This window comes from Pseudomonas sp. GNP014, assembly GCF_054344005.1.
The window spans coordinates 4,533,401-4,558,506 of record NZ_JBTGUS010000001.1; the positions used below are offsets into that span (position 1 = coordinate 4,533,401).

Below are 25,106 nucleotides of genomic sequence, written 5' to 3' on the forward strand. Positions count from 1 at the left end.
GAATAATCTGTAGGAGCGAGCCCGCTCGCTCCTACAGTAGTTTTTGCGTTTGTTCAGCGCGGGAGGATGTATCTCTCGATGGCCTGCGCCACACCATCTTCAGTGTTTGGCCCGGTAATCACATCGGCCTGCCGCTTCACCGCTTCTTCCGCCTGCCCCATGGCAATCGACAGCCCGGCACACTGGAACATCGCCGGGTCGTTACCGCCATCACCAATCGCAGCAGTGTGTTCCAGCGCAATACCAAGATGCGCGGCAATGGTCGCCAGCGCGCTGCCCTTGTTGGCTTCCAGCGCCGTTACGTCCAGATACACCGGTTGCGAACGGGAGACCTGCGCCATGCCGTTAACCTGCTCCTGCAGACGCGCCTCAAGCTCGATCAGCAGATCCGTGTTGTGGCTGGTGGCGACAATCTTGTCGATGCGCTCCAGGTACGGCTCGAAACTCTCGACCACCACCGGCGGATAACCGAGGCCGTGTTGTTCGCGCGGCACCATCGGGCCGTGAGGGTCCTTGAGCAGCCAGTCGCCACCGCTGAACACCCAGATTTCGACCTCCGGCTGATCGGCGAACGTTGCCAGGGCAATCAACGCCGTCGGCGCTGGCAGGTAATGCGCCACCAGCAAGCTGCCGTCAGGATTGACGAGGGTGCCGCCATTAAACGCCGCGGTCGGCAGATCGACGCCCAAGGCTTCGATCTGCTGCAACATGGCCTTCGGCGGGCGCCCGGTCGCCAGGCTGAACAACACGCCGGCCTCGCGCAACGAGCGCACGGCGTCAATGGTGCGCTGGCTCAGGCTGTGATCAGGCAGCAACAGCGTGCCATCCATGTCGCTGAGCAAAAAGCGGATCGAGTGACTCATCCCAGACCATGCCAGACGCGACCATCGCGAGTCAGCAGATCATTGGCGGCTTGCGGGCCATCTTCACCGGCGGCGTAGGTCTGCACGCTCGCGTCCTGCTGCCAGGCGTCGAGGAACGGTTGCACGGCGCGCCAGCCATTCTCGATGTTGTCGGCACGCTGGAACAGGGTCTGGTCGCCGGTCAGGCAGTCGTAGATCAGCGTCTCGTAACCGGTCGACGGCTGCATCTCGAAGAAATCCTTGTAGGCGAAGCCCAGTTCGATATTGGCCATGTTCAGCGCGGGTCCCGGGCGTTTGGCCAACAGGTCGAACCACATGCCTTCGTTGGGCTGGATCTGGATACGCAGGTAGGTCGGCTGCAGTTCGTCGACCTCGGTGTCACGGAACTGCGCGTACGGCGCCGGTTTGAAGCAAATGACGATCTCAGTGTCGCGCACGCTCATGCGCTTGCCGGTGCGCAGGTAAAACGGCACGCCGACCCAGCGCCAGTTGTCGATCATGACTTTGAGCGCGACATAGGTTTCCGTGGTGCTGTCCGGCGCAACATTGGCTTCCTGGCGATAACCGTTCAACGCCTTGCCGTCGATTTCGCCGGCGCTGTACTGGCCTCGCACCGAATTGGCTCGCGCCTCGTCGACGGTCCACGGGCGAATCGCCCCGACCACTTTGGCCTTCTCGCCACGCACCGCATCGGCACCGAACGCGGCCGGCGGCTCCATGGCAACCATCGCCAGCAACTGGAACAGGTGATTGGGCACCATGTCGCGCAGTGCGCCGGTGTGCTCGTAAAAACTGCCACGGGTTTCAACGCCGACGGTTTCGGCGGCGGTGATCTGCACGTGGTCAATGTAATGGTTGTTCCAGAACGCTTCGAACAAGCTGTTGGAGAACCGGCTGACCAGAATGTTCTGCACGGTTTCCTTGCCCAGGTAATGGTCGATCCGATAGATCTGCTTCTCGGACATTACCTTGAGCAAACAGGCGTTCAGCGCTTCGGCGGTTTGCAGGTCGGAGCCGAACGGCTTCTCGATCACCACCCTTCTGAACGCTTCGGGAGTTTCTTCAAGCAAACCGGCGCTGCCCAGTCGGCGCACCACTTCACTGAAGAAACGCGGCGCGGTGGCCAGGTAGAACACCGCATTGCCGGTGCCGCTGTCGGCAATTTTCGCCGCCAGCGCGGAATAAGTGCTGTCGTCCAGGAAATCACCCTGGACGTAGCTGATACCTTTGGCGAGCTTGGCCCACAAGGCCGGATCCAGCATCTGATCGCCCTTGCCGACCTTCGCCGCCACTTCGGTACGGATGAAGTCTTCGAGCTTTTGCGCGAAGGCTTCATCGGTAATGGCGTTGTGGTCAACGCCGACGATCCGCAGATTTTCGTCAAGCAAGCCGTCGCGACTGAGGTTGTACAGCGCCGGCATCAGCAAGCGCTTGACCAGGTCGCCGTGGGCACCGAACAGAAACAGCGTGGTCGGTGGTGCGGGTTCTGCCTTGGATTTTCTGCGGATCGTATGGGTCATTTCTTCGGTATCTCCACGTGGCCGCCGAAGCCGAAGCGCTGGGCCGAAAGAATCTTGTCGCCAAAAGTGCCCTGGCCGCGTGAGCGGTAGCGCGAGAACAGCGAGTTGGACAGCACCGGGACCGGCACCGCTTGTTCCATGGCAGCCTCGATGGTCCATTGGCCTTCGCCGCTGTCCGCTACCGAACCGGAGAAGCCGTCAAGCTTAGGATCGCTCGCCAGCGCATCAGCGGTCAGGTCGAGCAACCACGATGAAACCACGCTGCCACGGCGCCAGACTTCGGCGATGTCGGCCACGTTCAGATCGAAACGCTGATCTTCCGGCAGACGTTCGCTGGACTTGGTCTTGAGGATGTCGAAGCCTTCGGCGAAGGCCGCCATCATGCCGTACTCGATACCGTTGTGGATCATCTTCACGAAATGCCCGGCACCGGCAGGACCGGCGTGGATATAGCCGTGCTCGGCGCGGTGATCCTCGGACTTGCGGTCCTTGGTGCGCGGAATGTCGCCCATGCCCGGCGCCAGTGCGGCGAACAGCGGATCGAGACGCTGCACGGTTTCGGCGTCGCCGCCGATCATCATGCAGTAACCGCGTTCCAGGCCCCAGACGCCGCCGGAGGTGCCGACGTCAATGTAGTGCAGGCCCTTCTCGGCCAAGGCCTTGGCGCGGCGAATGTCATCTTTATAGTTGGTGTTGCCGCCGTCGATGATGGTGTCGCCGGCTTCGAGCAAAGTGCTCAGGGTGTTGATGGTGTCTTCGGTCGGCGCGCCGGCCGGCAGCATGACCCAGACCGCGCGCGGTTTGGCCAGGCCGGCAACCAGTGCCGGCAAGTCGGCGACGCCGGTGGAGCCCTCGGCGACCAGGTTGTCGATGAAAGCGGTATTGCGGTCGTAAACAACGGTGGTGTGACCGTTGAGCATCAGACGCCGCGCAATATTGCCGCCCATGCGGCCCAGTCCAATAATCCCGAGTTGCATGTGCTGATGCTCCTTACTACAAATAAATGTGTGTCATTGGTTATAGCCCAACGCGACTGATGGAGGTTAGTCCAGAGCGTTGCGATGAAGTTTCCGGGCATTGTGCCCGATCCAGACTGATAACGCCCCGAATCCTGCCGAAGACACACCGACCATGAAAAATAAAAAAGTTCCATTCACAGGCAAAAGAAATCAAAATCGGCGCCGATAGTAAGAGAGCACCTCGAAACCGGGGGCTACTTACAGTTGAGACACGCCATTTGCGAGGTGAGCAATGGGCACAGTACACACAGCAATGCCGCCACAAACCCTGTACGTGACAATCCGTCGCGATGAATTGCGTCAGTTGAAAGACGAGCGCGACCAGTTGAAGCAGGAACTGGCCCAACTGCAGATGGCCCACGGCCTGCAGTCGAAACCGGTGCCGGTCGTTCAGCGTCACCCACACGCCTGATCCCTCTTTTCTCGGGAACCGCCACCGCGGTTCCCTACGCTCTACCCCGGCCGCTTTCGCCAACTCACAAAACTTTCACATTCTCTTCGTAATACTCCGCCTCCATTCTGGCCGTACCTTCGCGTATGGCCTTCGTTCGTCGGCTTTATGAATGTCCCGGCGGTGGTTGTAAACGAGTCAGCTGGAGCGCCGAATGGCATTGTTCAAACGCAGCAAAACGACTGCGACAGATTTCGACTGGGCCGGTTTTATCTGGCTGTTTGTATTCTTCTGGTATTTTTCCGGCATCACCCAACTGCTGATCCAGCTGACCGGCACCTCCGGCTTCAGCGGATTCCGCCAAGCGTTCTTCACCAGCGCGCTCTGGCTGGCACCGATGCTGCTGTTCCCCAAGCGCACGAAACTGCTGGCCGCCTTGATCGGCCTGGTGCTGTGGGCCTGTTCGATGGCCAGTCTGGGTTACTTCTTCATCTATCAGCAGGAATTCTCCCAGAGCGTCATCTTCATCATGTTCGAGTCGAACGTGTCCGAAGCCGGCGAATACATGACTCAGTATTTTGCCTGGTGGATGGTGGTCGCGTTCCTCGCCCATACCGCGTTCGCCTATTTCCTGTGGACTCGCTTGCGTCCGGTGTACATGCCCCGTGGTCGCGCTCTGGTGGCGGCCGTCGCCATCGTCATCGCCGTGGTCGGCTACCCGCTGGTCAAACAGACGATACGCATGGGCTCCTTCGCACAAGGCTTCGAGAAATTCGAAACCCGCATCGAGCCAGCCGTGCCATGGCAGATGGCCGTGGCCTATCACCGTTATCTGGATACCCTCGCCGACATGCAGGGCATGCTGCACAACGTGAGCAAGATCCCGCCGCTGAAAAACCTCAAGGATGCCTCGGCCGATCAGCCGAAGACCCTGGTGCTGGTGATCGGCGAATCGACCAACCGTCAGCGCATGAGCCTTTACGGCTATCCGCGTAAAACCACGCCGGAACTGGACAAGCTCAAGGATCAGTTGGCGGTATTCGATAACGTCGTCACCCCGCGCCCCTATACCATCGAGGCGTTGCAGCAGGTGCTGACCTTCGCTGACGAAGAACACCCGGATCTGTACCTGACGACGCCGTCGCTGGTCAGCATGATGAAACAGGCCGGTTACAAGACCTTCTGGATCACCAACCAGCAGACCATGACCAAGCGCAACACCATGCTCACGACCTTCTCCGAACAGGCCGACGAGCAGGTGTACCTGAACAACAACCGCAACCAGAACGCCGCCCAGTACGACGGCGACGTGATCGAGCCGTTCAACAAGGCCCTGAACGATCCGGCGCAGCGCAAATTGATCGTCGTGCACCTGCTCGGCACTCACATGAGCTACCAGTACCGCTATCCGCCGAGCTTCGACAAGTTCCAGGATCGCAACGGTGTACCGGCCGGTGTGCGTGACGACCAGGTCCCGACCTACAACAGCTACGATAACGCCGTGCTGTACAACGATTTTGTCGTGTCGAGTCTGATCAAGGATTACGCAAAGTCCGATCCGAACGGCTTCCTGCTGTACCTGTCGGACCACGGTGAAGACGTGTTCGACTCGGTCGGCCACAACACCCTGGGGCGTAACGAAAACAAGCCGACCGCACCGATGTACACCATTCCGTTCATGGCCTGGGCTTCGCCGAAATGGCGCGAGAACCATGACTGGAACTTCGCGGCGGACCTGGATCGTCCTTACAGCAGCTCGCACCTGATCCACACCTGGGCCGACATGGCCGGGCTGAACTTCGATGAGCTGGACCGCAGCAAGAGCCTGGTCAGTGACAGTTTCAAGGCTCGCCCTTTGCTGATCGGCGATCCGTATCAGACGGAACAGCGCTCGCTGATCGACTTCAGCCTGATGAAGCCGAAAAAAGCCGATCCCGCCCCGGCGGATATCGTCCAGAAGTAACCCGAAAAAAGGGGCCGAAACCGGCCCCTTTTTCATGCTCGCAGCCCCCGCCCTCTCCTGCGCCTTACCCCTCCCGTCAACGGTGTTAACCCCGAGTTAATTAACCGCCCACAGACTCAGTCCCGAGTTCTGTTTCATGGATGAACGGCTCCGACTTGTTCAGTAGGAGGCACCATGAAAATCACCACCGTATTACTTGCCGGGCTGCTTGCCCTCGGATCAGCCAGCGCCTTTGCCGAAGGCGGCGCCGAGCGCATGCGTCACTACTTCGACCACTTCCCGGTCCACACCACGCAAAGCGCGCAGGCGAACGACGCCGACGCCAGAGAGATTCGCGTTCCCGCCGATCAGACGGCGCAAGCCACCGAGTCTTATCGCAACTGAGGTTTACCGAGCAACCGATGGACCTCCCGTGGCTCCGCTCTGGCCCGGGAGAAGACAGTTGGGCGCCCATGGCGGGCGCCTTTTTTTATGCCTGCAGAGTCTTGATCCAGAACAGCATGCGCCCGTGATCGGGGTTGAACATGCCCGGCGTAAAACCGAACTTGCTGTAGGCATTCTGGGCTACGGCGTTGCCTTCCAGCACTTCCAGGGTGATCTTGCAGCAGCCACGCTGGCGGGCGATTTCCTCGACCTTGCGCAGCATTTTCTGGCTCAGCCCCAGACCGCGAAACTGACTCACCACTGCCACGTCATGCACGTTGACCAGTGGCTTGCAGGCGAACGTGGAAAATCCTTCGAAGCAGTTCACCAACCCGGCCGGCTCACCGCCCACGAACGCCAGCACGCTGAAGGCGTGCGGACGGCGGGCAAGTTCTGCGGGCAATCGACGCAGCAAGTCGGGATCGAGTGGCTGACCACCACCCATCGGGTCTTCGGCGTAATGATTGAGCACAATGCCGATGGCTTCGGCGTGCAGTGGATTGCTGTAACTGGCCTGAAGTACAAGAATTTCTGCGGAATCCATTTCCATCCCCAAACACATGATGAGCCCCGGCACGCAAAGGGCGGGCTGAAAGGCTGACTCGACCTTAACGCGGACGTGTGCAGGTCGGCAATTATAAAAAACCAAAGATTCGGCAGCGCCTGCACCGTGTGACCTGCAAGCACTGCCGCATGCGCCGATCTTGGGCTTTGTGCCGTGCCATTCAATGGCCCCAGATCAGTTCTTCCGTCCACCCCAGTTCGGCAAAGTCCTGCGCCCGCAGCCGGGCCTCACCGGCGCAGAAAAACTCGTCCAGCTGCGGCGGCTTGACCGATGTACCACTGAGCATCGCATGCACCTGGCCGCGATGATGAATCTGGTGTTCGTACAGATGCGACAGCAGGCGCAAGCGGCTGTCGTGCTGCGGCGTGTCGCGGGCGATGGTGACGATCCGGCCGAGATCGGCATCGCGCAGTTGTTCGCAATAGGCGATCAGGCGCCGGTCAACGTGGGTCTGCTCCTCATGCAGTGCTGCGGCGTCGGTGAAGGGCTCGTCCTGATTGAAAAACACGTAGCAATCGGGATGCGGCTCGGCGCCTCGTAGCTCACGTTCCAGCGCATCGACGTAAAACCAGTCGCAGGTGAGGATGTGATTGAGGGTCAGACGAATGCTCGGGAAGAAGCTCACTCGCGGCGCTGCCAGCTCGGTGTCGGGCAGTTGCGACCAGGCCTTGGCCAGGCGGTGATTGGCCCAGGCATTCTGATAGGCCTGGGTCAGCAGATGGTGGGACAGCGGTTGCGGCATGATTGCGCCCTCCTCACTTCAGGCTTCGGCGAAGCGTTGCAACTGCATCTCCTGCAAGCGACTGAGGGTTCGGCGGAACGGAAACTCCAGATAACCCTCGGTATACAACGCGTCCATGGGCACCTGTGCCTCGACAAACAGCGGCACCTTGCGGTCGTAGCACTCGTCGACCAGCGCGATGAAACGCCGCACACCGTCGTCATGAACCGACAATTGCGGCAGCTCACGGTCGCCCGCCACGACCCGCTCGGCTCCGTCCTCGGTACCGCGGGCGATGCGCCCCTCGCGTTTGCGAGCGCTGAGGTTCGGCACGTCGCCCAACAGAATAGCCCGATAGTTGTCGCACAGCGCGATGAAATCCATCGCGGCAAAAGGCTGCTCGCAGAGGTCGGCGTAGCGGCACCAGAGCACGCTCTCGCTGGCCTGCACCACGTCCAGAACACGATGACCAACCGCCACCGGTTCCGGATGGGCCGTTTGCCCGGCCGTCAGGGCTTGAAAGACATCGCCCAAGGCGCTGGCCGAGCCAGGCGTGGCGACAAAGTAGCGTTGCTCGATCGCCCCCGGGTGCAGGCGATGATCCTCGGCACCGTTGACCGCAACCACTTGCATATGCGCCTTGATCGCCGCAATCGCCGGGACAAACCGGTCGCGATTGAAGCCATCGGCGTACAGCTCGTCCGGCGGCAGATTGGAGGTGCAGACCACCACCACGCCTTCATCGAACATCACTTGAAACAGGCGGCCGAGAATGATCGCATCGCCAATGTCATTGACGAACAGCTCATCGAAGCACAGCACACGAACTTCCGCTGCCAGTTCCCTGGCCAGTGCCCGCAGCGGATCGGCGATCCCGGTCAACTGGAACGAGCGCTGATGCACCCAGCCCATGAAGTGATGAAAATGCTGACGCCGCGCTGGCACCCGCAGGCTCTGATAGAACTGGTCCATCAGCCAGGTCTTGCCGCGCCCGACCGGCCCCCACAGATAAACGCCGGTGACCGAACGGGCACCGGCGTGCAGGGCTTCATGGCATTTTTGCAGGGCGAACACGGCATGTTCCTGCGCCTCATCCTGGATGAAGCCCTTGTGTTCGATGGCGTGCTGCCAGGCGCTGAGCGGAGAGTCGAAAGTCATGCGCGGCAGTATGCCACGATGGCTACAGGGAAATATCCAGCCGCGCGATTTTGCCCTGTTCGTTGAGACGGAACGTGTAGCGCAATTGCGCCGGACTGCCAGGAAACGTTCCGCTGATCAGGCCGTGTACCAGCACCTTGCCGGTGCGCTGCTGGACGTCCAGCACCTCGACCCGAGGCTGATAGCGTTGCGCAGTGTCCTGCATCCATTGCGCGATGGCGCGTGGACCAACCTGATGCTGACCCTCATCGAACACGTTGGCATCCTCGGCAAAGAAACTGGCGACGCGGCTGGTGTCACGCGCGTTGGCCGCGTCGAGGTACGCCGCGATGGCCGGGGCCAGGGTAGAGACGGGATGGGACATGATTGCAGCTCCTTTTTTGTCGGGTTCTGGCGCCATCCTAAAGCAGCCCTGCGTCAGTTTTTGTCAGCAGTGAAGCGTCCGCTTTCATCCAGTTTCATTTGCTCGCGCCAAGTGCGCAGCAAATCGCTGCGTCGGCCCGGATAGCGCTCGCCCTGCGCACTGGCAGCGCTGATGCGGTCGGTTCGGAACGTACGGTAGGCGCTGCGCAACTCACACCAGGCGACGATGATCCGCACCTCATTGAGAAACCCCAGCGCTAATGGCCAGATCAGTCGCTGGCTGGGCATCTGGCGGGCGTCGGCATAGTCGATATGCAACTTGGCCTGATCGCGGATCGCGTGACGAAACACATTCAACGCCACGGCATTCTGAGGAAACCCGTAACCCGGCGGTCCTGGCATCACCGTCGGATTGCGCAGCGCCTCCTGGGCCTGCGGATCGAGCACTGCGGCAATCTTGGCCAAGGCGTCTGCGGCGGCCTTGCCCAAGACCTCGTCGCCACGCTGATCGACATAACGCAGCCCCAGCACGATGGCCTCGGTCTCGTCGGCATTGAGCATCAGCGGTGGCAGAAACAGACCACTGCGCAACACATAACCAATGCCCGCCTCGCCATGAATCGGCGCACCGAGCGCGGTGAGCTCGGCGATGTCGCGATAGAGCGTGCGCTCGGAGACTTCCAGCTCGGCCGCCAGACTCGCGGCGGTCACCGCACGTTTCTTGCCGCGCAAAACCTGCAGCAAAGTCAAAAGACGAGTGGTACGCGACACGATGTTCAGGCTCTGCACGGAAAGGTGCGCGCAGCTTAGCAGAGGCTGGTGCCAGGAAATGGCAGGAGCCTGGATGAACAACGGCATTCAGTGGTGGAAGCAGGCAGTGGGGATAAAGACCGGCTACATCCTTTACGTTTAACAGGTGTAAAGGATGTACCCGTCTCTACAGGGTGTCAGACGTCGACTTTGTGTCGGGCCGCATAGAGGCAGAGCATTTCCATCGCCAGGGTCGCTGCGGCGAGTGAGGTCAGGTCGGCATGATCGTAGGCCGGGGCCACTTCCACCACGTCCATGCCGACCAGATTGATCCCGCGCAAACCGCCCAGAATCTCCAGCGCCTGCACCGTACTCAAGCCGCCGCACACCGGCGTACCGGTGCCTGGCGCAAAGGCCGGATCGAGGCAGTCGATGTCGAACGTCAGGTACACCGGGTTATCGCCCACCCGGGCGCGGATGGCCTCGACAATCGCCTCGCAGCCACGCCGATGCACCTGCCGCGCATCGAGCACCTGAAATCCCATGTGATCGTCGTTGGTCGTGCGCAACCCGATCTGCACCGAGCGCGCCGGATCGACCAACCCTTCCCGCGCCGCGTGCCAGAACATGGTGCCGTGATCGACCCGTTTGCCCGCCTCGTCCGGCCAGGTGTCGCTGTGTGCATCGAAGTGGATCAACGACAGCGTGCCATGCTTGCGTGCATGCGCCTTGAGCAATGGATAGCTGATGAAATGATCGCCTCCGAAGGTCAGCATCGCGCTGCCGGCATTGAGGATGTGTTCGGCATGGGCTTCGATGCTTTCTGGAATGCTGTGCGGCGAACCGTAATCGAAGTCGCAGTCGCCATAGTCGATCACCGCCAGATGATCGAACGGATCGAACGTCCACGGCCAGTGGCGCTCCCAGGCAATCCCGGTGGACGCCGCGCGAATCCCGCGCGGGCCGAAACGCGCGCCGGGGCGGTTGCTGGTGGCGGTGTCGAACGGCACACCGCTGACCGCCACGTCAACGCCGCGCAAGTCGCGGCTGTAGCGTCGGCGCATGAAACTGGTGATCCCGGCGTAGGTGCTTTCGGCGGCAGTGCCGTAGAGGCTGTCGCGCGTGATGGCCTGATCGTTTTGCATGGGCACGTCCATCTCGGTTCACTCCTGGTGTTATTGATGGCTACGGAAAGTGGTCCACAAACGGGTGCGCTGACGCATGTCCTTGAGGCTCATGCTGCGGTCGGCGTACAGCCGTTCGCGCACGGCGGCCGGCGGGTAGATGTCGGGGTCGCTGCGCACGGCTTCATCCACCAGCGGCGTCGCGGCCTGGTTGGCGGTGGCGAAGAACAGCGTATTGGTCAGCTCGGCCACCGAGTCGGGGCGCAGCATGAATTCGATGAATGCTCGCGCAGCGTCCGGGTGCGGCGCGTCTTTGGGGATGGCCAGGTTGTCCTGCCACACCAGCGTGCCCTCCCGTGGAATACGGTAGGCAACATCGAACGGCTTGCCGGCCTTACGGGCCTGATCGGCGGCCATGCTCGCGTCGCCGTTATAGGTCAGCGCCAGACACACGTTGCCGCTGGCCAGATCGTTGATCTGCCGGCCGGTGGCGACGTACAACACTGACGGCTGCAATTTCTGCAGTAGCGTCTGGGCGGCGGCCAGATCATTGCGCTCGGTGCTGTAGGGATCTTTCCCGAGGTAATGCAGTGCCAGGCCGATGACTTCCTGCGGCGAATCCAGAATGGCAATGCCGCAATCCTTGAGCTTGCTGGCGTATTCGGGCTTGAACAGCAGGTCGAGACTGTTAAGCGGCACATCTGGCAGCCGCTGTTTCACCGCCTCGACGTTCATGCCCAGGCCGAGCGTGCCCCAGGTGTACGGCACGCCGTAGCGATTGCCGGGATCGACGGCGGCGAGCTTTTCCAGCAGATCCGGGTCCAGATTGGCGTAACCCTTGAGTCCGTCGTGGCGGATTTCTTTCAACGCGCCGGCAGCCAATCCGCGCGCCAACACAGTGGAGGACGGCACGACCACGTCATAACCGCTGCCACCGGTGAGCAATTTGGTTTCCAGCACCTCGGAGGTATCGAAAGTGTCGTAACGCACGTGAATGCCGGTCTCCTGCTCAAAACGCTGCAGGGTGTGCGGCGGCACGTAATCGGCCCAGCTGTAGAGGTTGAGGGTTTTGTCCTCGGCCTGGGCATGGATGACCACGGACAACAACAGCGCGGGGAAACACAGCTTGAACACGGGAGCCATGACGAACACCTGACCGGAGGAAGTGGTGGCAGGATGCGCCTTCGGATACATTAGAAAAATAGCGAAATAATTATCCTGACTTTACCCCGGAGTAATGTGATGCTCGGCCAGCTTCACGATATTGATCTGCAGTTGCTGCGCCTGTTTGTCAGCGTGGTCGAGTGCGGCGGATTCAGCGCCGCGCAAGGTGAATTGGGCCTGAGCCAGTCGAGCATCAGCCAGCAAATGGCCAGGCTGGAAACGCGCCTGGGCTATCGCCTGTGCAGCCGTGGCAAGGCGGGTTTCAGCGTCACGCCCAAGGGTGAGCAATTGTTGATTGCCATCCGTAGCCTGTTCGAGTCGATCGAAACCTTTCGCCATCAATCCAACGGCGTCGCCGGGCGGCTGATTGGCGAGGTGCGACTGGGCATTTCCGAGGCGGTCGATCAATCCGTGCTGCAACGCGTGGCTGTGGCGATCCGGCGTTTTCGCGAACGCGACGAATCGGTGCGCATCGAGCTGATCAGCGCGATGCCCGGTGAGATGGAGCGCCTGTTACTGCAACAACGGCTGGATCTGGCGATCGGTTACTTCTCTCAGGCACAGAGCGCTTTCGACTATCGCCAGTTGTTCAGTGAAACCCAGCATTTGTACTGTGCACCGGGGCACCCGTTATTCACCGACGCTTCGCCCGGCGACGAGGCCTTGGCCGCCTGTGACCGGGTCGATCACCCGTACCGTTTTTTGCGCAGTGACGAGCCGTTTCAGGGCAAGGTCTGTTCGGCGCGCTCGGAACAGGTGGAAGGCACGCTGGCCTTTATCCTGTCCGGCAAACACGTGGGCTATCTGCCCGAACACTATGCGCGCAGCTGGCAAGACAGAGGCCTGTTGCGGCCGGTACGTGAAGGAGAGTTGAGTTTTGAGGTGGCGTTTCATCTGGCCCGGCATCGCGCACAGGTGCCGGGGGATGCGCAAAAGGCGTTTGAGGAGGATTTGCTCGCGGCCTTCTCCTGACACACAGCCCCCGTGCGGCGCGGGAGCTTGCTTGCGCCGGGCTGCGCAGCGGCCCCTGGTTTTTTTCAGCCATGCACCCATTTACGGTTGCTGCGCCGCCGAGCGCGAGCACGCTCCCGCGCCACAATGCGGTGTGTCAGGTTGGGCCGATAAGCACCTCCCCCAATAAAACCTGACCTTTCAGGCAGTTATTGCTCGTTGCCCTCGCCGACCGCTTCCGGCATCCTGCGCCTCCATTTTCTGACCCGGCCCCGCCTCGCGGCACGCAAACCACCATGACCGCCTCTGAAAAAACCCCGCGCAACAACGACCTGATCTACGGCCTCAACGATCGCCCGCACCTCACCGCCACTGTGTTCGCCGCGCTGCAACACGTACTGGCCAGCTTCGTCGGCATCATCACGCCGACCCTGATCATGGGCGGTGCCCTCGGCCTGCACAGCGAAATTCCCTACCTGATCAGCATGGCGCTGTTCGTTTCCGGCCTCGGCACCTTCGTGCAGGCCAAACGTTTCGGCCCGGTCGGGTCGGGCCTGCTGTGCCTGCAAGGCACCAGTTTCTCTTTTATCAGCGTGATTCTCAGCGCCGGGTTCATGGTCAAGGCGCGGGGCGGCGGCACCGATGAAATCCTCTCGACGATCTTCGGCGTGTGTTTTTTCGCCGCGTTTATCGAGGTGGTGCTGAGCCAGTTCATCGGCAAATTGCGCATGCTGATCACCCCGGTGGTCACCGGCACCATCATCACCCTGATGGGCCTGTCTCTGATCAAAGTGGCGATGACCGACATCGCTGGCGGTTTCGGTGCAGCGGATCTCGGCGCAGCCAGCCATGTGTTCCTCGCGGCACTGGTGCTGGGCACCATCGTCGTGCTGAACCGCGTCGATGTGCCCTTCCTGCGTCTGGGTGCCATCGTCATTGGCCTGACCCTCGGTTACGTGGTCGCGTGGCTGATGGGCACGGTGGATTTTGCCAGCCTGCCCGAGGTGCCGCTGGTCAGCGTGCCGGTGCCGTTCAAGTACGGTTTCAACTTCGACTGGGTGGCGTTCGTGCCGGTGGCGGTGATTTTCCTCGTGTCGCCGCTGGAGGCCGCAGGCGATCTGACGGCCAACTCGATGATCTCGCGGCAACCGGTCAAAGGCCCGCTGTACATCCGCCGGATCAAATCCGGCCTGCTCGCCGACGGCCTGAACTCGGCCATGGCGGCCGTGTTCAACAGCATGCCGATGGTGACCTTTGCGCAGAATAACGGGGTGATCCAGCTCACCGGCGTGGCCAGTCGATACGTCGCGTTTTTCATCGCCGGCCTGCTGGTGCTGCTGGGGCTGTTCCCGATGATTGGCGCGGTGCTGCAACTGATGCCGAAACCGGTGCTCGGCGGCGCCGAGCTGGTGATGTTCGGCACCGTGGCGGTGGCCGGGATCAAGATCCTCGCCGAGGCGGGCCTGCATCGGCGCAACATGCTGATCGTGGCGATCTCAATCGGTATGGGCCTGGGCATCGCCGCCGTACCGCAAGTGCTGCGCGAACTGCCACAGGCACTGCGCAACATCTTCGAATCGCCAATCACCGTCGGCGCATTGTGCGCAATCGTGCTGAACATCTTTCTGCCAGAAGAATTCATCGAGCTGGAAGAAGACGACTTCGACCCGGAAGCTTCTATTCTTCAGGTCATGGAAAACCCCGATGTTGCGGCCAAAGGTGAACCTGGCCAACCTGTGGCTGTCGCACAGTTGAACCGCTGAACGCTACGCCTTGAAAAAGGGCTGAGCCGGCGACGGTTCAGCCCTTTTTTGTTGAGAGACCGCTTATGCGCCGCGTCCACGCTGTCATTCTGTCACTGCTCCTGCTGTCCCTCAGTGCCTGCGCGCTGTTTCCCAACCGCGATCCGGTCAACATCAACGTGGTCGGCCTCGAACCGTTGCCGAGCCAGGATCTGGAAGTGCGCTTCGCGATCAAGTTGCGCGTGCAGAACCCCAACGAAACCGCCATCGACTACAACGGCATTGCCCTGGATCTGGAGGTCAACGGCCATTCACTGGCGTCGGGGGTCAGTGATCAGAGCGGTTCGATCCCGCGTTTTTCCGAAACCATCGTCAGCGTGCCGGTGAGCATTTCCGCGTTCTCGGTGTTGCGCCAGACCCTGGGCCTGAGCCAGACCCAAACCCTCGATAACCTGCCCTACGTGCTGCACGGCAAACTTGCCGGCGGTTTATTCGGCACCATGCGTTTCGTCGACAGTGGCAAGCTCAGCCTGCCCAAGGCCAGTGCCGCGACCTGGTAAAAATGCGCTAGCCTGCGCGTTCGTCCAGAACACTCATGGAGGCCGCTGGTTTATGGAAGACACACCGACGCTGTACACCGAACGGCTGATCCTGCGCCCACTGCAACTGGAGGACGCCGAAGCCGTGCAACGCCAGTTCCCGCACTGGGAGGTCGTGCGCTATCTGAACGTTGCCGTTCCCTGGCCCTACCCGGAGGATGGTGCGCTCAGCTATTTGCGTGACATCGCCTTGCCAGCGGTGGCGGCGGGCCAGGAGTGGCACTGGTCGATTCGCCTCCAGCGCGCACCGCAACAGTTGATCGGCGCTATCAGCCTGATGGATCAACCAGACAATCATCGTGGCTTCTGGCTGGCGCCGGCGTGGCAAGGTCAGGGTTTGATGACTGAAGCCAGCGTGGCGGTAACCGATTACTGGTTCAAAACGCTCAATCGCCCGCTGATGCGCGTGCCGAAAGCCGCGCCGAACCTCGGCTCGCGCAGGCTGTCCGAGCGCGCCGGCATGCGCCTGATCCGAACCGATGAAGACGATTTTGTCGCCGGCCGCCTGCCTCGGGAAATCTGGGAAATCACCCGCGAGCAATGGCTGCAACAGCGCACCCCCTGAAGGTCTGCGGCCAGCGGCAAATCATGAGGTGAAGCGCACGCCGGGTTTCGCTCGCTCGTCAACGGACAGTTCGAACACATCCGGTCGGGCGTAATGGCCGACCACGTCATAGTCATAGCGGGCGCGAACCAGTTCATCGGTGTCGATTTCGGCGGTCAACAACCCGGCCTCGCCACGCAATGGCCCGGCCAACACATCGCCCATTGGCCCGACGATCACGCTGCCACCGGCAATCAGTGGACGATCCGCCGGCCAGTTCGCAATCTCCACCCCCAGAGCCTGCGGCGACGCCTGCACCTGACAGGCGCTGACCACAAAACAGCGGCCCTCATGGGCGATGTGACGCATGCTGACCTGCCACATCTCCCGCTCATCCACCGTCGGCGCGCACCACACTTCGATGCCTTTGGCATACATCGCCGTGCGCAGCAGCGGCATCATGTTTTCCCAACACACCACCGCGCCGAGCTTGCCGACCTGGGTGTCGAGCACCGGCAGCGTCGAGCCGTCGCCCTTGCCCCAGATCAGGCGCTCAGTGCCGGTCGGCATCAGCTTGCGGTGCTTGGCCAGCAGCCCGGCTTGCGGATCGAAAAACAGGGCCGTGCAATGCAACGTACTGCCCGCACGTTCGATAACACCAATGACCAGATGGGCGCCGGTGCGCGCCGACAGACCGGCCAAGGCCTCGGTTTCGGCGCCCGGCACATTGATCGCGTTGGCGAAATACCGCGCATAAGCCTCACGGCCTTCCGGCAAGCGATAGCCCAGTTGCGTGCCGAAGCCTTCGCCTTTCGGATAACCACCGAGCAACGCTTCGGGCATCACCACCAGGGCTGCGCCGGATTCGATAATCGCGGTTTCCCAGCTCAGGATCTGTTCCAGGGTTTCGCCTTTACCACCGGGCAAGGCGCCGATCTGCAAGGCAGCAACAATTGATTTGGGCATCGCCGTGACTCCATCAGGTTCAGAGGTTGCTGATTGTCCGGCGCCACGCGATCATGAATAAAGCCCCGTTCACTGCTGAATGATATGAGCCAAATGAATATCGCTGCCGTCGACCTCAATCTGCTGAAAGTCTTCGAAGCCCTGCATGAAGAATCCAGTGCCAGCCGCGCGGCGCTGCGGCTGGGCGTCACCCAATCGGCCGTCAGCGCGGCATTGCGCCGCTTGCGTGAAGTCTATGGTGATCAATTGTTCGTGCGCACCGGGCGCGGACTGGCGCCGACGCTCAAGGCCGATCAGTTGAAACCGGTGGTCAGCGAGGCACTGAACAAGTGTCGGCAGAGCCTGGCCATGATCGACCCGACCACCGAGCACTACGAGGGCCGCTCAGTGACGATCGGCCTGTCGGATGATTTCGAAATTGCCTACGGCCGGCGCCTGATCGAGGAAATCGCCCACAGTGCGCCGAAACTGCGGCTGATTTTCCGTCAGACCCACAGTCAGATCGTCGGCCGGGCGCTGATGGAGCGCCATTTTGATCTGGCGATCACCGCTGGCGGCTTTGCCGAACGTCTGCTTAGCCGTCAGGTATTGGGTGAAGGCGGTTATGCCTGTCTGGTCGATCCTGCGAGTCTGGTGCCCGGCCAGCCGCAAATGGACCTGGAGGCGTTCGTCGCCCGCGAGCACCTGCTGGTGTCGTCCGGCGGCTTTATCGGCATTACCGATGAGGGCCTGGCCGCGCTGGGCCTGAGTCGACGCGTCTGTGCCTCGACCACGCATTTTGCCGCGCTGCCGTATCTGCTCACGGGCAGTCAGGCAGTGGCGACGATTCCGGCACATGCAGCCCGGAGCATCGCGGCGCTCAGTGGGCTGAGCGTGCTGCCCTGCCCACTGGCCTTGCCGCGTTATCCGATTGAACTGGGTTGGCGCACCAACGCCCAGACCGACCCGGTGGTGGTGAAAGTGCGTGAAGCGATTGTTCGCTGTTTCGCCCGCGATTAAGGCTGCTTACTTGTTGGCAGCCATCAAACGGTTGACCTCACTGCGTACCATGTTGGCGAACTCTGGTGGCGACATGCCGTCCAGTTCCGCGCGGACCCATTCGGCCCACTTCCCCTTGCGCTTGGCACGTTCACCGAACAACCGTGCGGCTTCGCCTTTGGCTTTGCCCAGATTGTTCTGCCAGAGTTCGAACAGACGGGATTTCTCGTCTTCCAGCGCGGCGCGCTCGGCGAGGGATTTGTCGGCCAGATTGAAACTCATGGGGAATTATCCTGCTGCGTAAAATGGCGACATCTTACACGCTTGGTGTAAATCTCCGGCGCTGGTTTTTCTTCCAGGAGAAATTCGGTGCAACTTTTCAAGTACCGCCATACTCCATTGATCACTGTCCATTCAACTGCAAGGAGTCACCCAATGGCCCGGAAATCCGCCGTGCAAGCTGCCGAAGACCAAATCAAGGATCAAGCCTTCAGCGAACTTCAGGCTCTGATCGAAGAGTCGGACAAACTGCTCAAAAGCAGCGCTTCACTGATCGGCGAAGAAGCGGAAACCCTGCGCGGACAAATCGCTGTGAAACTGCAGCAGGCGCTGGACTCGGTATCGAGCGTGCGCGATCGCACCAAACCGGCGGTCGATGCCACCGAGAACTACATCGGCGGCCATCCGTGGCAGACCGTGGCCATCTCGGCCGGTTTCGGTCTGGTAGTCGGCTTGTTGCTGGGCCGCCGTTAAGCAACGGGCAGACAACGAAAGGCGAGCCTCAGGGCTCGCCTTTTTCTTGCGCGCAGCGAAATTACTGTCCTGCCAGTTCGCGCAACTGCGCCAGCGTCTGCTGATCCAGCAGGATGCCTTCGGCCAGTGAACGGGCGCGCTGGGCGTGTCGACGATCACCGGGCAAACGCTTGAGCCCGACACCGTGCATCTGCCGCACCAACTCCTCGCTGCGCTCGGCAAAACTCTGCCCGGCCGCCTTGCTCGGGTCGATGACGATCAGCAATTGCCCGGTCCACGGGGTTTTCGCGCCGGGGTGCCCGGACCAGTCAAACTCGAAAGAAAAGTTGCCGCCCGTCAGCGCCGCTGCCAGCAGTTCCACCATCATCGACAGCGCCGAGCCCTTGTGCCCGCCAAATGGCAACAGCGCGCCGCCTTCAAGAATCGCTTTGGGGTCCTGGGTCGGCTGGCCGAGGCTGTCCACACCCATGCCTGCCGGCAATCGTTCGCCCTTGCGCGCGGCGATCTGCACATCGCCATGGGCGATGGCGCTGGTGGCGAGGTCGAAGACAATCGGTGCGGCACCGGCGCGCGGTGCGGCAAAGGCGATCGGGTTAGTGCCGAACAGCGGGCGGTCGGCGCCGTGCGGCACCACGCAGGTCATGCTGTTGACCACACTCAGCGCGACCAGGCCTTCATCGGCAAAAGGTTCGACATCCGGCCACAGTGCGGCGAAGTGATGGGAGTTGCGAATCGCCAACACCGCGATCCCCGCCTGGCGCGCCTTCTCCACCAGCAATGACCGGGCGGCGGCCAATGCTGGCTGGGCAAACCCGTTGCCGGCGTCGACCCGGACAAACCCGGAAGCCACGTCTTCCACCTGCGGCACGGCATGGCCATTGACCCAGCCGCTTTTCAGGGTCGAGACGTACCCGGGAATCCGGAAGACACCGTGGCTATGGGCACCATCGCGCTCGGCACTGGCGCAGTTGGCGGCCAGCACCCGGGCCACTTCGTCAGACGTGCCGTGGCGCAGGAAAATCGTTTCAAGCAGTTGCGTCAGCGCATCGAGCGATACCGACGACGAGGCAGCAGAGGACACATGATCGTGTGGCGCAGACATCTGAAGCTCCAGAATGATTATTGGAGGGAACAACAGCGTATGGACAATTTGCCAGTCGATTAACCATGCCCGGGCTGCCGCCTGTCAACCCTCAATAACGCCGCGATCATCGCGAGCGTGCCCGCCGCGCACCCGCCTGACAGACATTTACCTGCAACGTGCAATAACTATCTACCACCTGTGAATCGCGCCCCCCTCCTAGTCTCGTGCCTCCTTCTGACGGCGCTCATCAGTGCGCCCCGCAAAGAGACTTGAAGATGCTCAATCCCGTCGCTGCGCTGTTATTTCCCGAAGCCCTGAAATACAAGGGACTGAGGGCAGAACTCGGCAAGACCCACGGCCTGAACGACAAAGATTTCGACTGGTTGGCCCATGTCACGCTGGTGACCCAGGCACTGCGCAGCCAACAGTCGCCACCGATGCTTGCCCAAAGCGTTCAGATCAAGGCAGGCACCCTGCCCGCCCTGACATTGGCCGGGGTGTTCATCCTCAGTGCAACGCCGGACGACTGCGGTGCCATCCTCTATACCCCGTACGGCGGCATCAAGAAATACGACAGCCTCCCGGCCCTGCAGACAGCGTTGCGCAACCATCTGGAAAGCACGGATGAAGATGACGACATGTTCGCGTTTCTGGCCTTGGCCCAGCGCCGGCAGGTGACCGCACACAGTCGCCTGACGCTGAGCTACGAAACCATCGAAGGCGATATTTTTGCTCATCAGGGCGCCGCGATTCAGGCGGCCCAGCAACTGAACGCCGAAGCCATGCTCGATGAGTTGAAACAACTGCCGTCTCTGGCCTCGTTGCTGGAGAAGATTCTCGATGGCCGGCTCAGCCCGCACTTCCCCAACATTGAGCAGACGCTGTCGCGCGTCAGCTTCTATAGCGTTGTGCAGGCCGACGGCAGCGCCCCGGAGACCGGTAAACACTGGCACGACTCAATGAGTCTGAGTGAAGCGGTGCTGAGGCTGTATCACCGTGACTGGCCGGCGAACCGGTTGCACGAGTTCTCCAATCCGGGCCATGACCCTGCCAGCGGTGACCAGGCCACCTGGGAAGCCGCCCTCAAGGAAGTGGCGGGCAAACTGGTGATGTGGCTGTTTCGCGAAATGGAACGCTATTGGGATGGACCCTCCGCCGACGGTTCGCCGCGCCGCGTCTTTTTCGCCAAGGCCCTGACGGAACAGGCTCGGGCCGACCTGATGATCAAACGCGAAAGCGAAATCCTCACTGCCAGCCAGTTTGCCACCCTGCACCAGATGATCAGTCCCGCGAGCCTGCCGGGCGGCCGTCCGATCCTGGAAAACGTGCGTTTGTGGGAGTACGAACCCAATTACGTCGAACTGGCGGGCTCGCTGATGATCAGCCATGCCAACGCCTTTCTTTACACCCCGAGCATGGGCTTGCAGGTGCTCCAGGACTACAACGATCTGAAGGACACCGTGCACAGCAAGTTTCTCGCGCCCGGCCATGAGGACGAACTGTTCGGTCTGCTGAGCCTGGAAGAGCGCAAACGCTTCATTGGCTTCGGCAACCCGCATGTCAGCGGAGAAAGTCTCGCCGGCGAGACCTTCGCCGTGCTGTTCGAGGCGATCATTACCAAGCAACGCAAGAACATCGAATTCGCCTTGCAGGTGTTCAGCCTCAGCGATGGCACCGTCGATATCCATGCACTGTTCGACAAGGCGCTGGATATTCGCTCGATGATCCATGAACGCTTGCTGGAACTGAACACCGGCGAACGCTGGTCCACCCGCCCGGCACTGCCCGGGGTTCAACAGGCGTCCGAGGTGCTGGCGGAAAAAACCCGCGAGCGGGTACGCACCCTTGCCAACCGCGAAGCCTTGCTCGCCGGCGCGTTCCGGGTTCAGCCCAGTGCCGTTGTGACCGAGCAGCGCCGGTACCTTGAAAATCTGCAACCACTGCTCGCCGCCGGCTGGGTGGAAGGGATCACGGGGGAGGCGCAGTTGCGGGTGCTGAGTGGCTCGCTCAGGGCCGACATCAAGGCAATAGTCGATACGGTATTCACCACCGAGCACGCCAACCGCGATAACCGGGGCTCGCTCAACGGCTTCCGGCCAGATGCCTGGTCGCTGACCCTCGACAGTGCCTCAGGGCAGACGCAATTGCCGCTGGCACACTGCGTGATGCTGACCGAACGCGGCGGCCTCGATGCGGCACACTCGGGGCACGCCGTGCTGTGGACACCCGCGACGGGGCTTGAGGTTTTTGCCGACGTCGTCGATGCACGACGAGTGCTGAACCAGCGACTGAAATCCAGTGTGGGACGCCTTGCCCTCGTCGAAAACCTTGCCCCGAAAGATCGTCAGTTCCACCAGGACTACACCTTGGGTGCACTGCAACTGATCAAAGGCGATGTGTCCCGACATTCGATGCAATCGGCGATCGAGTATTTTCTTGCGCGCTGCGATCAGGCTCGCCAGCGCCTGCACGGCGACAGCCGCCTGGCATCGGTCCTGACGACGCTGAAAAAAACCGTGATCGACACCAACCTGCTGCGCACCCTTCAACTGGGCAAGGCCATTGACCAGCAGCAGTCGCTGCCTGCCTGGCTGGGCATGGCGTCGCCACAGGATCAACAACGGCATCTGGAGCTGCTCGAGCAATGGCGCCACAGTGTCACCGATCACAAGGATTACCTCACTGACCTTCCCGACCTTGCCAACTACGTAGACCGACGCTTGAAGACGCTGCTCGATCAACGCTTTCCCGGTAACCGGCTCGAGCCCAAACAGATCAGGATCACTCCCAACCTCGCCCTGGCAGGGCCCCCACGCCCGCTTAGCGAGTTTGCCCTGAACCATATCAACGTGGCTCAGGGCACCGGATTCAAGGTCACCTCCACCACCACGCAGGCGTTACCCCAAGGCTTTGATCAAAACGCTGTGCGGCGCTTGCTGCTGTCGCTGGACATTTCCACCACCTACAGCCAACAGGTAGCGAAGATGCTCGCGCCCGGCAGTGACAGTGCCGAAGTGCGTAAGCAGCGCTTCCTTCGGCAACTGCCCTGGCAATTGCTGCAACACGCCCACGGATTGAAACTGCAACAGCGATTGTCCGCCAAGGCATTCGACTACCTCTGTCAGGTGTTCGACATGCCCGACGGCGTTGCACGCGCGACGGTCGAGGGTGCGCATGCGCTTGTCGCACCGTTGTCGCTGGCCAAGACGGCCGGAGTGACGGCCGTGGAAGTTCCGGGCCTGTACGTGATTGGACCGGGTAACGGAGATCAAGGCCCGCTAGTGCTTTATTCACTGTATGCCGACGAGGTGTTCCATGAATTCGAGGAACCGCAGGGGCTGATCGCCGCCCTGAACAAACCGGGGGCCTTGCAGGACCTGCTGCTGCGCCGCTTGCCAACGGAGCAGCAGGCTGTGTTTCAACGGCTGCTGCAATCCAGCGTTGGCGAAACCAGTGAAATGGTCCACGTCGGGATCCCTGTTCAGGGCAACCTGCTGGCACGATTGTTCACTGACAACCTTGCGCTGCTGCAGCGCTTTCTCGGCTGTCAGTCCCTCCCTGCGGCGCAAGATGACTGGGAGGCTGCGAAGAATCTGTTCAGCAAGGGCATCCACCTGCTGTCCAGATTGTTGCCGGGCAAGTTGTCTTACGTGACGTTTCTCTGGCAAGCCTACAAAGACTTCAAGGATTCGGCCGAAGCCCTCCAGGACCACCACTGGAAACAGGCCTTGCAGGCGTTCATTGGCGGCGCCGTGCAGATGCTGAGTTTGAGTCGCGAGAGTCTGCAGGACGCCGAAGACGTGCCAGCCAGGGTCGAAGCGCCAGCCGTTGAAGACGCGACGTCGCCGTCCGCCGCGCAAGCACCGACATGGCATCACATGCGCACGACTTCCCCGCTGCGCACCGAGTTGCAGTCATTCGAAACCCACGCGGTGGCCCTCGCAGACCTCAAGCACAATCGCAGGACCGGGGTTTACGAAGACAGCATAAGCGGACAAAGCTACGCCACCGTCGGAGGCAAAGTCTATGGTGTCGAACAACCCGGCGCCGTCTGGCAACTGGTCAACGGTGCCACGCCTGGCCCGTCGTTAAGAATGCACGGTACGCACCTGGTGATCGCTGCCGACCGCCATACCGCTCACTTCGGCAAAGTCGTCTCCAGACTGTACGAGCCCTACAGACTCGAGCGAGAGCGTCGGGCGGTTCTGAACATCGAGGCCGTCGGGATGAAGGACATTCAGGCACAGCACCCACGAAAAGCTCAGGCTATCCAGCAGGCCGTCGACCTGGCGCGGTTCTACGCCTTCAACAGTTTGCACAATCTGGCGCTCTTGAAAAACAATGCCCCGAGTCTTCGACTGGAGGCGTTCTTCAGAGATTTTTTTGGTGTGCAGCAAGTGGATACCAGGCTATTGAAAAAAATCCACAATGCGATCGTGCCCATTTGCAACGCACTGGTGGACCCGGATGACGACCTGATGAACACCGACCGCTTCGTCGTCGGTTCGAACACCACCTACTCATCAATCATTGCATTCGTGCTCAATAACGATCAGCGCAAACGGGTGCATTTCACCGAACACTTCTTCAACCCTGCTCTGGATCGCTACAACGCGGTAATGACTCAGCCTTTCGATGTCGATGCTCACGCTCAGGCGGCGACATTGATTCACGAGCTCGCCCACCAGTTCTGCAAGGCTGAAGACATTGCCTCGCTGGAGTCGCGCCGACCGTTTGCCGATCTGATTTCGACCGTCACGCTGCTGGGGTTGTCGATGCGACACGATCTGCAATCCTTCCAGCGTCGGGCGCTTTCATTGGCCACACCCAGGGACGAACTGTTTTCACACTGGAGCAGAACAAGAAACACCTATGTGAACCTGGATCAGGTCCCTGGCGGCAAAGACTTGAGCAAAATCATTCTCGATCTGACCTCGAGCCCGACGCTTGACGAGGCACGCACGGCGTTCCTTGATCAGGGTTCATCGGACATACGCATCGACGTGATTTTGCGCAATGCCGATTCGATCGCCCACCTGATTTGCGAAATGGGTCGCCAGCTCGATCCGCCGCCGGCGATCACGCCCTGATTACGCAAAAAAAAACGCAGGTTTAACAACCTGCGCTTCCATTGGCGGCGTAGGGAATCAATCCTTCTGATCCCGCAGCACATTGCCAGAGGCACCGTCGATGCGGAACTCGTAGACGGCCCCATCGGCCTTGCGCCCCTCGCCTTTCCAGTAACCGTCGTTGTCGGCTTCGATCTCGTAGACCTCGACATAACCGGCCTTGGTCTTGACGATTTCAATGGCTTTTTCGATGGTCACCCAGCCTGCGCCCGGTCTGTCCGCCATCGCGGCACCCGCAGTAAGCAACGTGGCAGCAGCAATCACTGCGGCGAAAGTGTTCTTGATCATTTTTTCACTCCATTTATGGCTAAGTCTTCCAATGTGTCCCGCTTTTTG

At 61.0% G+C, this 25,106-nt stretch carries 24 protein-coding genes; 10 read left to right on the top strand and 14 right to left on the bottom strand.

The window, feature by feature from the left end; genetic code table 11:
- Positions 1–53: 53 nt before the first annotated feature.
- Genes ACXX9E_RS20380 through gnd form a run of 3 tightly spaced genes read right to left on the bottom strand, consistent with a single transcriptional unit; the run spans position 54 to position 3,360 of the window.
- Entirely contained in the window at positions 54–863 is an 810-nt protein-coding gene (locus ACXX9E_RS20380; RefSeq protein ID WP_458556063.1) for an HAD family hydrolase, read from the bottom strand.
- Positions 860–2,383: a glucose-6-phosphate dehydrogenase gene (gene zwf / locus ACXX9E_RS20385; protein WP_123468973.1), complete on the bottom strand. Its 1,524-nt coding sequence runs from the start codon at positions 2,381–2,383 to the stop codon at positions 860–862. Before zwf ends, ACXX9E_RS20380 begins: the two co-directional genes overlap by 4 nt.
- The gene (gene gnd, locus ACXX9E_RS20390; RefSeq protein ID WP_123468975.1) at positions 2,380–3,360 is read right to left on the bottom strand and encodes a phosphogluconate dehydrogenase (NAD(+)-dependent, decarboxylating); all 981 of its coding nucleotides are present in this window, start codon (positions 3,358–3,360) and stop codon (positions 2,380–2,382) included. Before gnd ends, zwf begins: the two co-directional genes overlap by 4 nt.
- Before the next feature lie 274 nt (positions 3,361–3,634).
- Between gnd and ACXX9E_RS20395 the strand changes: the two genes are divergently transcribed.
- The 3 genes from ACXX9E_RS20395 to ACXX9E_RS20405 all read left to right on the top strand — a co-directional run bounded on the left by ACXX9E_RS20395 (position 3,635) and on the right by ACXX9E_RS20405 (position 6,140).
- On the top strand, positions 3,635–3,814 hold the full coding sequence (locus ACXX9E_RS20395; RefSeq protein WP_123468977.1) for a DUF6026 family protein: 180 nt from the start codon (positions 3,635–3,637) through the stop codon (positions 3,812–3,814).
- 193 nt (positions 3,815–4,007) lie between these two features.
- Entirely contained in the window at positions 4,008–5,756 is a 1,749-nt protein-coding gene (locus tag ACXX9E_RS20400) for a phosphoethanolamine transferase CptA (protein ID WP_458556064.1), read from the top strand.
- Positions 5,757–5,930: 174 nt separating this feature from the next.
- Positions 5,931–6,140: a hypothetical protein gene (locus ACXX9E_RS20405; RefSeq protein WP_186746892.1), complete on the top strand. Its 210-nt coding sequence runs from the start codon at positions 5,931–5,933 to the stop codon at positions 6,138–6,140.
- 85 nt (positions 6,141–6,225) lie between these two features.
- Here the strand turns inward: ACXX9E_RS20405 and ACXX9E_RS20410 are convergent, their stop codons facing one another.
- The 7 genes from ACXX9E_RS20410 to ACXX9E_RS20440 all read right to left on the bottom strand — a co-directional run bounded on the left by ACXX9E_RS20410 (position 6,226) and on the right by ACXX9E_RS20440 (position 12,003).
- Positions 6,226–6,723 carry a GNAT family N-acetyltransferase gene (locus ACXX9E_RS20410; RefSeq protein ID WP_186746890.1) on the bottom strand — a complete coding sequence of 166 codons (498 nt, stop codon included), beginning with the start codon at positions 6,721–6,723 and terminating at the stop codon, positions 6,226–6,228.
- A 181-nt stretch (positions 6,724–6,904) separates the two neighbouring features.
- Positions 6,905–7,486: a DinB family protein gene (locus ACXX9E_RS20415; RefSeq protein ID WP_186746888.1), complete on the bottom strand. Its 582-nt coding sequence runs from the start codon at positions 7,484–7,486 to the stop codon at positions 6,905–6,907.
- 18 nt (positions 7,487–7,504) lie between these two features.
- The gene (zapE, locus tag ACXX9E_RS20420; RefSeq protein WP_186746886.1) at positions 7,505–8,623 is read right to left on the bottom strand and encodes a cell division protein ZapE; all 1,119 of its coding nucleotides are present in this window, start codon (positions 8,621–8,623) and stop codon (positions 7,505–7,507) included.
- A gap of 22 nt (positions 8,624–8,645) precedes the next feature.
- Positions 8,646–8,987 (bottom strand): nuclear transport factor 2 family protein, encoded by a 342-nt coding sequence (locus ACXX9E_RS20425; protein WP_123468987.1) that lies wholly within the window; start codon positions 8,985–8,987, stop codon positions 8,646–8,648.
- A gap of 53 nt (positions 8,988–9,040) precedes the next feature.
- Positions 9,041–9,757 carry a helix-turn-helix transcriptional regulator gene (locus ACXX9E_RS20430; RefSeq protein WP_123469197.1) on the bottom strand — a complete coding sequence of 239 codons (717 nt, stop codon included), beginning with the start codon at positions 9,755–9,757 and terminating at the stop codon, positions 9,041–9,043.
- 176 nt (positions 9,758–9,933) lie between these two features.
- On the bottom strand, positions 9,934–10,893 hold the full coding sequence (speB, locus tag ACXX9E_RS20435) for an agmatinase (RefSeq protein ID WP_123468989.1): 960 nt from the start codon (positions 10,891–10,893) through the stop codon (positions 9,934–9,936).
- A gap of 18 nt (positions 10,894–10,911) precedes the next feature.
- Positions 10,912–12,003 (bottom strand): polyamine ABC transporter substrate-binding protein, encoded by a 1,092-nt coding sequence (locus ACXX9E_RS20440; RefSeq protein WP_186746882.1) that lies wholly within the window; start codon positions 12,001–12,003, stop codon positions 10,912–10,914.
- A gap of 99 nt (positions 12,004–12,102) precedes the next feature.
- Between ACXX9E_RS20440 and ACXX9E_RS20445 the strand changes: the two genes are divergently transcribed.
- From ACXX9E_RS20445 to ACXX9E_RS20460, 4 genes are all read left to right on the top strand, one after another.
- A complete protein-coding gene (locus ACXX9E_RS20445) occupies positions 12,103–12,996 on the top strand; it encodes a LysR family transcriptional regulator (protein ID WP_123468991.1) in 894 nt (297 codons plus the stop codon).
- A 275-nt stretch (positions 12,997–13,271) separates the two neighbouring features.
- Positions 13,272–14,738, top strand: a complete 1,467-nt coding sequence (locus tag ACXX9E_RS20450) for a nucleobase:cation symporter-2 family protein (RefSeq protein WP_186746877.1) — start codon at positions 13,272–13,274, stop codon at positions 14,736–14,738.
- 65 nt (positions 14,739–14,803) lie between these two features.
- A complete protein-coding gene (locus tag ACXX9E_RS20455) occupies positions 14,804–15,277 on the top strand; it encodes an LEA/WHy family protein (protein WP_128613710.1) in 474 nt (157 codons plus the stop codon).
- A 52-nt stretch (positions 15,278–15,329) separates the two neighbouring features.
- Positions 15,330–15,881 carry a GNAT family N-acetyltransferase gene (locus tag ACXX9E_RS20460; protein ID WP_267801850.1) on the top strand — a complete coding sequence of 184 codons (552 nt, stop codon included), beginning with the start codon at positions 15,330–15,332 and terminating at the stop codon, positions 15,879–15,881.
- Between the two features lie 21 nt (positions 15,882–15,902).
- Here ACXX9E_RS20460 and ACXX9E_RS20465 read toward each other — a convergent pair whose 3' ends face one another.
- The gene (locus ACXX9E_RS20465) at positions 15,903–16,826 is read right to left on the bottom strand and encodes a carbon-nitrogen hydrolase family protein (protein WP_458556065.1); all 924 of its coding nucleotides are present in this window, start codon (positions 16,824–16,826) and stop codon (positions 15,903–15,905) included.
- An 84-nt stretch (positions 16,827–16,910) separates the two neighbouring features.
- Here ACXX9E_RS20465 and ACXX9E_RS20470 point away from each other — a divergent pair, with 84 nt between their 5' ends.
- On the top strand, positions 16,911–17,825 hold the full coding sequence (locus ACXX9E_RS20470; protein WP_447807439.1) for a LysR family transcriptional regulator: 915 nt from the start codon (positions 16,911–16,913) through the stop codon (positions 17,823–17,825).
- A gap of 6 nt (positions 17,826–17,831) precedes the next feature.
- Here ACXX9E_RS20470 and ACXX9E_RS20475 read toward each other — a convergent pair whose 3' ends face one another.
- On the bottom strand, positions 17,832–18,086 hold the full coding sequence (locus ACXX9E_RS20475) for a hypothetical protein (RefSeq protein WP_038363082.1): 255 nt from the start codon (positions 18,084–18,086) through the stop codon (positions 17,832–17,834).
- Positions 18,087–18,239: 153 nt separating this feature from the next.
- Here ACXX9E_RS20475 and ACXX9E_RS20480 point away from each other — a divergent pair, with 153 nt between their 5' ends.
- Positions 18,240–18,557 (top strand): ElaB/YgaM/YqjD family protein, encoded by a 318-nt coding sequence (locus tag ACXX9E_RS20480; protein ID WP_123469003.1) that lies wholly within the window; start codon positions 18,240–18,242, stop codon positions 18,555–18,557.
- A gap of 61 nt (positions 18,558–18,618) precedes the next feature.
- Here ACXX9E_RS20480 and ACXX9E_RS20485 read toward each other — a convergent pair whose 3' ends face one another.
- Positions 18,619–19,659 carry an Ldh family oxidoreductase gene (locus tag ACXX9E_RS20485; RefSeq protein ID WP_128616415.1) on the bottom strand — a complete coding sequence of 347 codons (1,041 nt, stop codon included), beginning with the start codon at positions 19,657–19,659 and terminating at the stop codon, positions 18,619–18,621.
- Between the two features lie 257 nt (positions 19,660–19,916).
- Between ACXX9E_RS20485 and ACXX9E_RS20490 the strand changes: the two genes are divergently transcribed.
- On the top strand, positions 19,917–24,731 hold the full coding sequence (locus ACXX9E_RS20490; RefSeq protein ID WP_458556066.1) for a hypothetical protein: 4,815 nt from the start codon (positions 19,917–19,919) through the stop codon (positions 24,729–24,731).
- Positions 24,732–24,788: 57 nt separating this feature from the next.
- On the opposite strand, the gene ACXX9E_RS20495 is transcribed toward ACXX9E_RS20490, so the two are convergent.
- Positions 24,789–25,058 carry a PepSY domain-containing protein gene (locus tag ACXX9E_RS20495; RefSeq protein ID WP_128616414.1) on the bottom strand — a complete coding sequence of 90 codons (270 nt, stop codon included), beginning with the start codon at positions 25,056–25,058 and terminating at the stop codon, positions 24,789–24,791.
- Between the last annotated feature and the right edge of the window lie 48 nt (positions 25,059–25,106).